Genomic DNA, 11,851 nt, shown 5'->3' with positions numbered 1-11,851 from the left:
TTCCCAGAATGAAGATAGGAAAGTATGATTCGACATGAAAACGGTAGTTTGTGTAGGTTTTGTTTGGCGATAAAACTCTATCACTTACTACCGTTTTTAGTTCCCGCTTATCCGCGATGAACCAAAAGAAAGCCCAACATTAATCGTTGGGCTGTCTTTTTGGTATCCGATTGTTATCGCTAATTCGGCAGTCTGTTACGCTGCCTTAACGAACTTTGCTAGGAATGCATCCTTACGCTCATTAAAGCGGTGTACAAGGTCGTCAACGGCATCTTGATCGTATGGCTTCAAACCACTCGCTACCATGCGCTTAATGCCTTTACCGACCACTTCACCGTCTTCTTTGAATGCGAAGTTCAAAGTCACCACGCCGCGCTTACCATCTACATCAAACGTCGCACCAGTGAAATCCACTTCAGGATGTGTAAGGTCTAAGCGCGAAAATTCCACTTCCATGCTTTCATAAATAACCAGTGGACGCTGACAGTTGATCATCATTTGTTTCTCTTCCATAAGAGGAACCATGATGTGCGGAAAGTTCATGCCAGAAAACTGCACGTAGTTTGTTACCACGTGCTCAATAAAAGCCGGGTTGTGGTTGGTTTCGCCTTCACGAGACATGTGCAAGTATTCTTTGCCTGCCTCATCTACGACTGCGCTTTCTTTTTCACACTTATTTTCAATATGCAGCTCAATGCCATCATTTACCATGCCAGAGAAACGAAAGCGCATTTTTTGGCTGATGCCTTCTTTACTTAGTAGAACGGCAAATAGCAGATCGCCAGGCACACAAAAGCGTTTGTTATCTTCATCATGAATAGGGTTGTAATCACCAGCCACGCGCTTAGCAAAGTGACTTGCTTGTTCGCGAGTGAATTGAAATTGATGATTATTGTTTGAAAAATAAGGTGTTAGAAACATAATTATTAAGTAGTAACCAAAACTGTAAGGGATTATATGCGAATATCTGAGTAGCAATGGTCCATCCAGTAGAAAGTTCACTGCATTTTGACAATGCGCACCCAAATCAGCAGATAAACGTTTAAAAACACATGCTTGAATCGCTTATCCATTTATGATGCGAATAAGTGCGTCGCGCGACTCTGATATCACTCACGAATTGTTAAGAGTATAGACACAAAAAAGGCTCCACGAAGAAGTGGAGCCTAGACTGAAGTTTGCTTCTACAGATTAATGTACGCTTGGCAGAAGGTTCTCTGGCATCAGTGCGTTATGTAGAGCGAGTTTCAACAATGTGTTTGCTTGCTCGATATCGGGTGCAAAGTAACGGTCTTTATCGTAGAACGACACTTTTTCACGCAGCATCTGTTTTGCAATTTCGATTCGCTCTGACGATTTATTTGGCGCTCTGAAATCCAAACCTTGCGCCGCCGATAGATATTCGACAGCCAGAATGCCGCGAGTGTTTTCACCCATTTCTTTCAGTCTTCGAGCCGCGAATGTCGCCATTGACACGTGGTCTTCTTGGTTTGCTGATGTTGGTAAGCTGTCTACTGAGGCTGGGTGAGCAAGGGTCTTGTTTTCACTTGCTAATGCCGCGGAGGTTACTTGAGCAATCATGAAACCAGAGTTCACCCCACCATTATCCACTAAGAACGGCGGCAGTTTTGATAGCGCGCTGTCGATGAGAAGTGCCATACGACGCTCAGACAAACTGCCGATTTCTGCAATGGCGAGAGCTAAGTTGTCGGCTGCCATCGCAACAGGCTCTGCATGGAAGTTACCCCCAGAGATGATGTCGTTATCTTCAGCAAATACTAATGGGTTATCAGAAACGGAGTTCGCTTCTACTTGCAATACTTCAGCGGAGTTACGAATTTGCTGCAAACACGCGCCCATTACTTGCGGCTGACAACGCAGTGAGTATGGGTCTTGCACTTTTTCACAGTTGGTGTGCGATTCACCAATTTCACTCGATGTATCCAGTAGGTGACGATATGCGAGTGCCGCGTCCATTTGGCTACGATGGCCACGTACGCGATGGATTCGAGGGTCGAACGGACGTCGGCTACCTAGCGCAGCCTCTACAGACATTGCGCCACACACGGTTGCTGACGCAAAAAGGTCTTCAGCAATAAACAGACCTTCTAGCGCGAATGCTGTTGAAGCCTGTGTACCATTGAGTAACGCTAAGCCCTCTTTTGGCGCTAGTGTGATAGGCTCAAGACCAGCAATTTTTAGTGCTTCGTAGCCGGATACGATTTGGCCATTGTGACGTGCTTGACCTTCACCAAGCAGCACCGTACTCATGTGGGCTAGGGGAGCCAAATCGCCTGAAGCACCCACTGAGCCTTTTTGAGGAACGCATGGATAAACTTGTGCATTGACCAAATCAATCAACATGTTGATGACTTTCAAACGAATGCCAGAAAATCCACGAGCCAAGCTGTTGATTTTTAATACCATCATGAGTCGAACGGTCTCGTCAGACATGAATTTTCCGATACCCGCCGCGTGAGATAAAACAATACTTCTTTGCAGCGTTTCTAAGTCTTCTGGTGCAATTCGTGTGTTTGCCAAAAGACCGAAACCGGTGTTGATACCATAGACGGTGCGATCTTCTACGATGACGCGGTCGACGACTTGAGTACTTTCTTCAATGCCCGGAATGGCCTCTGGGTCCAAAGTAAGGTTGACCGGGGAACGGCTCACTTGACGCAGTTCGTTTAAGCTAATATGACCTGGCTTTAGCGTTAAATTTAACATCTCTTTCATCCTTACTTGAGCTTCTTCAATTCTTCGTTGAGCATTGGTAAATCCAGTCCTTGCTCGGCTGCACATTGTTTGGCGATATCATATCCCGCATCGGCATGACGCATTACACCCGTTGCAGGGTCGTTATGCAGTACGCGAGCAATGCGTTGAGAAGCATCGTCACTACCGTCACAACAAATGACCATACCCGAGTGTTGGGAGAAGCCCATACCTACGCCACCACCGTGATGAAGTGATACCCATGTTGCGCCGCCAGCAGTGTTCAATAATGCGTTTAATAGTGGCCAGTCTGATACTGCGTCAGAGCCGTCCATCATGCCTTCTGTTTCTCGGTTCGGGCTTGCTACAGAGCCTGAATCTAAGTGGTCGCGACCAATAACGATAGGAGCTTTCAGCTCACCATTTTTCACCATTTCGTTGAACGCTTGACCAAGACGTTCACGATCTTTCAAACCTACCCAACAAATACGAGCCGGAAGACCTTGGAACTGAATACGCTCACGCGCCATATCTAACCAGTTATGAAGATGTGGGTTGTCAGGAATCAACTCTTTTACTTTTTGGTCGGTTTTGTAAATGTCTTCTGGATCACCTGATAGAGCTGCCCAACGGAAAGGCCCAATGCCTTCACAGAATAAAGGACGAATATAAGCAGGAACGAAACCTGGGAAATCAAACGCATTTTCTACACCTTCTTCCAATGCCATCTGACGAATGTTGTTACCGTAATCGAGTGTCGCCGCGCCACGGCTTTGCAGATCGAGCATCGCTTGCACTTGTACTGCCATGGATTTCTTCGCTGCTTTTACAACAGCGGCTTCATCTTGCAGACGCATTTCTGCTGCGTGAGACATGCTCCAACCTTGTGGTAGGTAACCATTTAATGGGTCATGCGCAGAGGTTTGGTCAGTAACTACATCTGGTGTGATATTGCGTTCAACAAGCTCTGAGAAAACATCAGCCGCGTTACCTAGAAGGCCAACAGATACTGGCGTGTCTGATTCGGTGATGATTGCGAGTGCTTCGTCTAGAGACGTCGCTTTTTGGTCAACATAACCAGTACGCAGACGGTAATCGATACGTGATTCGTCACACTCAACGGCAATCATTGAAAAACCTGCCATGGTGCCCGCAAGTGGTTGAGCGCCACCCATGCCACCAAGACCACCAGTTAGAACCCAGCGACCTTTTGCATCGCCGTTAAAGTGCTTTTTCGCAACTGACACGAAGGTTTCGTAAGTGCCTTGTACGATGCCTTGTGAACCGATATAAATCCAGCTACCCGCGGTCATTTGGCCGTACATCATCAAACCTTGCTTATCAAGCTCGTTGAAGTGTTCCCAATTTGCCCAATGCGGAACCAAGTTTGAGTTGGCAATGAGCACGCGCGGTGCGTTTTTGTGGGTTGGAAAAACGCCTACAGGCTTACCTGATTGCACTAAAAGCGTTTGGTCATCTTCGAGTCGTTCCAGTACTTCTACAATCTTGTCGTAACATTCCCAGTTTCGTGCTGCGCGACCAATGCCGCCGTATACCACTAATGAATGTGGATGTTCTGCCACATCAGGATCTAGGTTGTTCATCAGCATACGAAGTGGGGCTTCTGTAAGCCAAGATTTTGCGCGCAGTTTATTTCCGTGAGGTGCACGAATTGTTCTGCTTGTATCAAGTCGTGGATCTTGTCCCTGGCGCTGTGTCATTTTCAGACTCCTTTAGTTTCTCGTGATGACCAAGTGCTTGCTTGGTCTTGTTATTCCAAATTCACTTAGGTTTCAAAGTGATGGTTATTTAATAGGCTGACGTTTATGTTCTTTATCCGCCATGGCGTTGGCGATGTCCCAACACAAACGGGCAGCTAAGCGAGCGGTTTGACTATCGACATCGTAATTCGGGTTGTACTCTGCGATGTCGGCTAACATAAGCTTGTTTTTGTAGTGAAGAATTCGTTCTAAAAAAGGTGCGATTGTGTCGTAACTTACACCTCTAGCCGCAGGAGCACTTACGCCTGGCGCGGTTGCTGCTGGGAATACATCCAAATCAATGGTGAGATAGAGATAGTCACAATCGTCGATAAAGTGTTGCAGTTGGGTTAGGTGGTAGCTGTGATTCAAGTAATTGAGTTGACTATCTTCTACATACCATACGTTCAGCTCGTCTGCTTTTTGGAACAATGCTTGCGTGTTACTGCTGCGACTCACCCCCAAACAGGCGTAATGGAAAGCCCAATCGTTACGCTGACAAAAATGATGAATTTGGTTGAATGGCGTGCCTGAGCTTGGTTTTACATCCGCTAATGAACTTTCAAACGCGCGTAAATCGAAGTGCGCGTCGAAGTTAATGATGCCGATTTTTGGCTTTTTCTCTGGATGATGCGTTTTGAAATATTCCGCTAGACCAGAAAACGATGCCCACGCAATTTCGTGTCCGCCCCCCAAAACGATAGTTGGCGTGTGAGGTAGCGCTTCTGAAATGAGGTTTGCACAGCGTGATTGGCTTTCTTCTAACAAGTCATCATCGCAAACGACAGTCCCAAGATCATAAAGCGGGGCATCTTTATGCCAAGCGAGATTCGCTAACGCTCTACGAATCAAATCTGGTGCTTTTTTCGCTCCAATTCGGCCTTTGTTTCTCGCAACGCCTGCGTCGGTAGCAAAACCCAGAATGGATACGCCTTGAGAGGCTCTCTCTAGCTCGCTTGTTTTTTGATGTTTAACGACGTGGTGAATGCGTTGACCCAATTTGCCATCTTCAGCATCATGACGGCCTTGCCAGTGAAATTTTTGCTGGTGTAAATCTGACTGAGACATATTAAAAGCCTCCGTGTGAAACATATTCACCATTTACTATACGACCTACGAGGCGTTTTGCTCCGACTTGGTAACTTAAATCTGCTGGGTGTTCGATATCCCAGATAGCAAAGTCCGCATCGAAACCTGTTTTTATCACTCCTCGTGAGTTGGTGTAGCCAAGTGCTTGTGCAGCATGTTGCGTTACGCCGCGCAATGCTTCTTGTGGCGTGAGACGAAATAGGGTGCATGCCATATTCATCATTAGAGTCAGGTCGGAAAAGGGAGATGTACCTGGGTTTACATCGGTGGCGATGGCCATTGGCACGTGGTACTTCCTTAGTAGCTCAATCGGTGGTAACTGAGTTTCTCTCAAAAAGTAAAAAGCACCGGGTAGTAGTGTGGCTACGGTATCGGATTTCGAAAGGGCGATCACACCGTCTTCATCGAGATATTCGATATGGTCAGCCGAAAGGCCTTTGTATCGTGCAGTCAATTCAGTGCCACCAAGGTTTGATAGCTGCTCAGTGTGGCATTTTATGTGTAAGCCATATTGTTTCGCTGTCGCAAATACTTTTTCGGTTTGCTCCAAATTAAAACCGATAGACTCACAAAACACGTCTACACTGGTGGCCAAGTTTTCCTCTGCGACGATTGGGATGATTTCCTGACAAATATGTTCGATGTAATCGTCTGCGCGACCTTCAAATTCAGGCGGTAAAGCATGAGCGGCAAGAAGGGTGGTTGTGATTTTGACTTTACGCTCTTGTTCTAAGGCTTTTGCAGCACGCAGCATTTTTAGTTCGTCTTTGAGCGTCAAGCCGTAGCCTGATTTTACTTCAACCGACGTAACCCCACTTGCTAACAAGCCATCTAAACGAGGCAACGCGAGCTCAATTAATTGCTCTTCAGTAGCTGCTCGAGTGGCCTTTACGCTGGAAAGGATACCGCCACCTTGCTTCGCTATTTCCTGATAAGGCACGCTGTTTAAGCGCATCTCAAATTCATTCGCGCGATTCCCCGCGTAAATTAAGTGGGTGTGGCAATCAATGAGTCCCGGCGTCAGAAGTTGACCTTGTAGGTCGATAGTTTGCGAATAGTTCTGAGGAGACAGAAGCGCTTCTATTTGAGGGGTGTCACTTCCAACTGGATGAGCACTGATAGCCGCGATGTGACCAGCTTGAATACCAACACGGGCTGGTGGCGTTGGTAAATAACCTGCTTCACCACGTTCCATGCTAACTAGTCGGGCATTCTCAATCAGCAAATCCATTCTCTCATTCCTACTTTGATTTGTATCTTTAAATGTATATACAAATAAATAGGTCAAAAAGAATGCGGTGACAAGCGAGATGTTGCTAAAATGTGATCAAAACGTAGTGAGAAAGGCTATTTATATGCACCTAGAGCAGAACTTTAGAGCTCAGCTTGTACTTGTTACCTGGGTGGTAGAGTAGAGCTGTACTGACCAACTTGTCTTGGCTCCATGTTCTACGATTAAGAAGAAGACAAGGTTCATTGGCCTGCATTTTCAAATCCAGTTTGATGCGATTATCGGGAACAATGGCTTCAACCGTGTGTTCAATCGCGCTCAACGGACAGTTATTAGATAGGTATTGATTAGGAGTAATTTGGGTGAAGTCTTGGTTAAGATAACTCGGGGCATATTGGCTGTTTACCCAACGCAGTTCTAACTGAATAGGTGTGCTGTCTTCATAGTGAATGATCTCACTGTAAAACACCGTTGTACCAAGCATTACACCAAGTTTTATTGCGATGCTATCGTCCGCTTTTATCGCGACTTGTTGAACTACTTTACTGCTGTATTGGCGTCCTCGGTCACTGACTTCTTCCGCTATATTGCGAATATCTAGTAATGGGGATTCTGATTTCTCACTTGGGTCACAAACGAACGTTCCCAACCTTGGGCGACGTTGTAGTTTCCCTTCATTCACCAAATCTCGTATCGCTTTGTTTACTGTCATTCGGCTTACACCAAACTGTTCAGTCAGCTCGATTTCAGTCGCAATGCGCTGTCCGACCATCCAATCTCCGGAATCAATTTTATCGAGGATAAATTGTTTGATTTGCATGTAGAGTGGCGCAGACATAATGATACCTTTTAAATTGACTATACAAATACTGCTCAATTTAAGTACAAATTGCAAATAGTTATCGACAAATACGACATTTAGAGACAAATAACGGGCATTTGCTTGCTGAATGATTTGGCTGATTTGATATTTTTTGAATCGATAATGGAATCAAGCCGTATTCTTGCGGTCTATTGCTTGCAGCTTATAAGGCAATTGTGTAAACAAAGCACAACTAATAAAAACAGTCGCAAAAAAGGAAAGACATGTTTAAGAAATTAAAAGCATCGTTGGGTATTGGATCTGCAAAAGTGGATACTATTTTGGATGAAATGAGCGTGTTTCAAGGTGCGACGCTGAAGGGACATGTTCATATCAAAGGTGGGGATGTTGAACAGCAGATCGACGCTATTACCATTAAATTGAACACAGAAATGAAAGTTGAAGTGGACGATAGCGTAAGTTATCAAACCTTCACTATCGACCAGCTCAAGGCGGTTGAACCGTTTGTGATTCAACCTAATGAAGAAAAACAAGTGCCTTTCGAGCTAAAACTGCATGATGAAACACCTATCACTGCGGTTAGCGCATTGAAGAACCAGTGCAATGTTTGGGTAGAAACCACTCTGGATATTGATTTTGCAATCGACCCACGAGATCGCGATTACATTGAAGTGAAACCACTACCAGTGGCATCTCGCGTTATTCGAGCGATTGAACAAGCTGGTTTTACTATGGTGAAAGCAGATGTCGAAAAAGGCTTTTTGCGCGGCGGCTCTTTTGCCTCCCGTTCTGGTATCTATCAAGAGCTTGAGTTTCGCAATAGCGGGTTTGTGTCTTCAAAGGAAATTGAGCTGTCTTTCATTTTGGAAGGGCAGGTGATGCACTGTTTGGCTGAAATTGACCGTTCTTTGAGTTTCTCAGGTGATCAATATCGCTCATTCACAGTGCCAATCAATGCCACTGATGCGCAAGTGGCAGCCGCAGTGGCACCAACATTGAGTCTATAAAAACTCGCTTTCCGAGTTAGATGAAAACAGGTGCCGATATCCAATCGTGAATGCGATATCGGTACTGTTATCCATATTTCTCGCATTCTCTATCGCCATGATTTCAAGGGTGGAGTTGCCCATGAGATAGCGATATCCCATCACAATTTCATTTGACGCATCGGCAAATTCTGCTGGCCCCTCAGTGGAACCTTGATACCAGTGGTATTCAACAATAAAGTGGTGCTTTTCCCAAGGTGCATAACGATATCCACCCGCCATTGCAGCGGTGTTGTGGCGGTAAGGTAAATCGAGAAGAGCACGATCGTCAGAACGAAAAGTCATCCCGAACATTGAATAGAAAGCGTGTGCTCCGTACAGATAAGAGTAATTGAGTTGCACGCCTTGCTCAAAGTTACTGCCTTTAAAGGTACCGTGCGCGACTTTGTTATAATAGAGGCTTCCTCCTAGCGAAAGACCATGACGTTCATTTTGCAATATTTGGTATTGAACGTACGTCGAGAGGTTGTTCGCGATGGTTTGGCCTTCGAAGCCGTCTTCCAACACATCATATTGCGGCATTGAGATGTAAAAGCGGTTTTTATCAACTTTATCTCGCCCGTTTTGTCCAATTCCAAATAGGTCATGAAAGCTTTCTGTTAAGCCATCCAGATGATTATCCGCAGCAAATACCCAGCGATAATTGAGTTCCCATTGCCATTGAGAACTGACTTGCCACTTAGCTCCAATTTCTAATTGGTTGTGGTAATAATCCAAAGCGTATTCGTTAGTATGAGCCCAAACACTCGCTATTGTCGCCGAGCCATAAGCTTCTCTGTACTCTGAAGGCAAGCTAAACCCAGAGCGGAGATGGTTGGTATGACTGACCACTTGCATTGGCGATTGAGCGTAAGATCGAAGTGGTCCGTAAAGGTCGTTAGAGGCAAAAGTGGAAGCTGGCAACCAAAAAGCAAAAGCCAATATTGTAGGTTGCCATCGTTTTTTCTTCATGATGAATACCTAAATATAGATTACTCAATAAATTAACTATAGTGTCACTCATTGTTTCGTGCTGCTTATTATACCAATGGTGTTTTTCGCCGAGTAGCTTATTTAGTAGTGAACTTTCAATGACAAACTGAAATCGCGCTTTGCAATCTAAATGTGAGCTAGGTACAATTGCTCTTCCGATAGCGGTCCGGTATTCGTGTTACTGAGCGACCTCTATCGCTTCTCAACTATTTATCAACAAATAGCTTCTAAATTTGAATAACATGTGTTGCTTGGTATGCAACACCACTGTAAAGGACATAGCATGCCTATTATTACTCTTCCTGACGGTAGTCAGCGTCAATTTGACAACCCAGTATCTACAATGGAAGTTGCGCAATCGATCGGTCCCGGTCTTGCAAAAGCAACGATTGCTGGTCGTGTTAACGGTAACCGCGTTGATGCGTGTGATCTAATTGAAGAAGACGCAAGCCTAGAAATCATCACAGTAAAAGATGAAGTTGACGGTCTAGAAATCGTTCGTCACTCTTGTGCTCACCTTCTTGGTCACGCTCTAAAACAGCTATACCCACAAGCTAAAATGGCGATTGGTCCTACCATCGACAATGGCTTCTACTACGACATCGACCTAGACGAGTCTCTAACGCAAGAAGATCTTGAAAAGATCGAAAAGCGTATGAAAGAACTTGCGAAAACCAAGTACGAAGTTGTTAAGAAAAAAGTAAGCTGGCAGGAAGCACGTGATACATTTGAATCACGTGGTGAACCGTACAAAGTGGAAATCCTAGACGAAAACGTATCTCGCGATGATCGTCCGGGCCTATACCACCATGAAGAATACATTGACATGTGTCGTGGTCCTCACGTTCCTAACATGGGCTTCTGTCAACACTTCACTTTATTGAATGTTGCAGGCGCTTACTGGCGTGGTAACAGCGACAACAAAATGCTTCAACGTATCTACGGTACTGCTTTCCACGATAAGAAAGCACTGAAAGCGCACCTAACTCGTCTAGAAGAAGCGGCGAAGCGTGACCACCGTAAAATCGGTAAGCAATTAGACCTATTCCACATGCAACAAGAAGCACCGGGTATGGTGTTCTGGCATCACAATGGTTGGTCTATCTTCCGTGATCTAGAAGTGTTCGTTCGTGACAAACTAAACGAATACGATTACCAAGAAGTGAAAGGTCCACTAATGATGGACCGCGTTCTTTGGGAACGTTCTGGTCACTGGGATAAATACGCAGACGCGATGTTCACAACTTCTTCTGAAAACCGTGAATACGCAATCAAACCAATGAACTGTCCTGGTCACGTTCAGATCTTTAACCAAGGTCTGAAATCGTACCGTGATCTTCCGCTACGTATGGCAGAGTTTGGCTCATGTCACCGTAACGAACCATCTGGCGCACTACACGGCATCATGCGTGTACGTGGCTTTACTCAGGATGACGCTCACATCTTCTGTACTGAGAGTCAAATCCAAGAGGAAGTAACAAGCTGTATTAAGATGGTTTACGATACGTACCAAACATTTGGTTTTGACAACATCGTAGTGAAACTGTCTACTCGTCCAGAAAAACGTGTAGGTTCAGATGAAATCTGGGATCAATCTGAAGAAGCATTGAAACAGTCTCTAGAATCAATGGAAATTCCATACGAGATTCAAGAAGGCGAGGGTGCATTCTACGGTCCTAAGATCGAGTTTACGCTATATGACTGTCTAGACCGTGCATGGCAATGTGGTACAGTTCAGCTAGACTTCAACCTACCTGGTCGCCTAGGTGCAACTTACGTAGGTGAAAACAACGAACGTCTTGTTCCGGTAATGATTCACCGTGCAATTCTAGGTTCTCTAGAACGTTTCATCGGTATCCTTATCGAAGAATATGCTGGTTTCTTCCCAACTTGGTTGGCGCCAGAACAAGCAGTTCTTATGAACATTACTGATAAACAGTCAGGTTATGTTCAAGAAATCGTACAAAAACTACAAAAAAGTGGAATTAGAGCTAAAGCGGACTTGAGAAATGAGAAGATTGGCTTTAAAATCCGCGAACATACTTTGAAGCGTGTACCGTATATGCTTGTTGTTGGTGACCAAGAAATGGAAGCTGGCGAAATTGCAGTACGTACTCGTAAAGGCAAAGATCTTGGTAAATTTAAAGTGGATGACTTCATCGCATACATCCAAGACGAGATCTCTAGCCGTAAGCTCAATCTGGAGGAATAAGCT

At 45.0% G+C, this 11,851-nt stretch carries 9 protein-coding genes; 2 read left to right on the top strand and 7 right to left on the bottom strand.

The window, feature by feature from the left end:
* Window positions 1-195: 195 nt before the first annotated feature.
* The 6 genes from UF05_RS14915 to hutC form a co-directional block, all read right to left on the bottom strand.
* Window positions 196-921 (bottom strand): DUF3581 domain-containing protein, encoded by a 726-nt coding sequence (locus UF05_RS14915; RefSeq protein WP_017448640.1) that lies wholly within the window; start codon window positions 919-921, stop codon window positions 196-198.
* Window positions 922-1,191: 270 nt separating this feature from the next.
* Window positions 1,192-2,727 carry a histidine ammonia-lyase gene (gene hutH, locus UF05_RS14910; RefSeq protein WP_045545084.1) on the bottom strand — a complete coding sequence of 512 codons (1,536 nt, stop codon included), beginning with the start codon at window positions 2,725-2,727 and terminating at the stop codon, window positions 1,192-1,194.
* 11 nt (window positions 2,728-2,738) lie between these two features.
* Window positions 2,739-4,436 carry a urocanate hydratase gene (gene hutU / locus UF05_RS14905; protein ID WP_005462647.1) on the bottom strand — a complete coding sequence of 566 codons (1,698 nt, stop codon included), beginning with the start codon at window positions 4,434-4,436 and terminating at the stop codon, window positions 2,739-2,741.
* Between the two features lie 84 nt (window positions 4,437-4,520).
* The gene (gene hutG / locus UF05_RS14900; protein WP_015296590.1) at window positions 4,521-5,543 is read right to left on the bottom strand and encodes a formimidoylglutamase; all 1,023 of its coding nucleotides are present in this window, start codon (window positions 5,541-5,543) and stop codon (window positions 4,521-4,523) included.
* Window position 5,544: 1 nt separating this feature from the next.
* Window positions 5,545-6,795, bottom strand: a complete 1,251-nt coding sequence (gene hutI / locus UF05_RS14895) for an imidazolonepropionase (RefSeq protein ID WP_045545085.1) — start codon at window positions 6,793-6,795, stop codon at window positions 5,545-5,547.
* 130 nt (window positions 6,796-6,925) lie between these two features.
* A complete protein-coding gene (hutC, locus tag UF05_RS14890) occupies window positions 6,926-7,633 on the bottom strand; it encodes a histidine utilization repressor (protein ID WP_017448636.1) in 708 nt (235 codons plus the stop codon).
* Window positions 7,634-7,881: 248 nt separating this feature from the next.
* Between hutC and UF05_RS14885 the strand changes: the two genes are divergently transcribed.
* Complete coding sequence (locus UF05_RS14885) at window positions 7,882-8,625, top strand: sporulation protein (RefSeq protein ID WP_045545086.1); 744 nt, start codon at window positions 7,882-7,884, stop codon at window positions 8,623-8,625.
* On the opposite strand, the gene UF05_RS14880 is transcribed toward UF05_RS14885, so the two are convergent.
* Window positions 8,620-9,615, bottom strand: a complete 996-nt coding sequence (locus UF05_RS14880) for a DUF3187 family protein (protein ID WP_045545087.1) — start codon at window positions 9,613-9,615, stop codon at window positions 8,620-8,622. The genes UF05_RS14885 and UF05_RS14880 overlap by 6 nt on opposite strands.
* Before the next feature lie 304 nt (window positions 9,616-9,919).
* Between UF05_RS14880 and thrS the strand changes: the two genes are divergently transcribed.
* On the top strand, window positions 9,920-11,848 hold the full coding sequence (gene thrS, locus UF05_RS14875) for a threonine--tRNA ligase (RefSeq protein ID WP_005490070.1): 1,929 nt from the start codon (window positions 9,920-9,922) through the stop codon (window positions 11,846-11,848).
* Window positions 11,849-11,851: the final 3 nt, after the last annotated feature.

Origin of the sequence: Vibrio sp. S457-15 (assembly GCF_000960545.1) — a bacterium.
In the GTDB taxonomy this organism is placed as follows: Bacteria; Pseudomonadota; Gammaproteobacteria; order Enterobacterales; family Vibrionaceae; genus Vibrio; species Vibrio parahaemolyticus.
The sequence above is the reverse complement of the archived record's forward strand: the minus strand, read 5'-3'. Positions and strand labels throughout refer to the sequence as shown.

What these genes read in the sequence shown, in the direction of transcription:
- UF05_RS14880 (WP_045545087.1), bottom strand. Translation starts at nt 9,615, where the DNA reads ATGAAGAAAAAACGATGGCAACCTACAATATTGGCTTTTGCTTTTTGG.
- UF05_RS14915 (WP_017448640.1), bottom strand. Translation starts at nt 921, where the DNA reads ATGTTTCTAACACCTTATTTTTCAAACAATAATCATCAATTTCAATTC.
- hutC (WP_017448636.1), bottom strand. Translation starts at nt 7,633, where the DNA reads ATGTCTGCGCCACTCTACATGCAAATCAAACAATTTATCCTCGATAAA.
- hutU (WP_005462647.1), bottom strand. Translation starts at nt 4,436, where the DNA reads ATGACACAGCGCCAGGGACAAGATCCACGACTTGATACAAGCAGAACA.
- UF05_RS14885 (WP_045545086.1), top strand. Translation starts at nt 7,882, where the DNA reads ATGTTTAAGAAATTAAAAGCATCGTTGGGTATTGGATCTGCAAAAGTG.
- hutH (WP_045545084.1), bottom strand. Translation starts at nt 2,727, where the DNA reads ATGTTAAATTTAACGCTAAAGCCAGGTCATATTAGCTTAAACGAACTG.
- hutG (WP_015296590.1), bottom strand. Translation starts at nt 5,543, where the DNA reads ATGTCTCAGTCAGATTTACACCAGCAAAAATTTCACTGGCAAGGCCGT.
- hutI (WP_045545085.1), bottom strand. Translation starts at nt 6,795, where the DNA reads ATGGATTTGCTGATTGAGAATGCCCGACTAGTTAGCATGGAACGTGGT.
- thrS (WP_005490070.1), top strand. Translation starts at nt 9,920, where the DNA reads ATGCCTATTATTACTCTTCCTGACGGTAGTCAGCGTCAATTTGACAAC.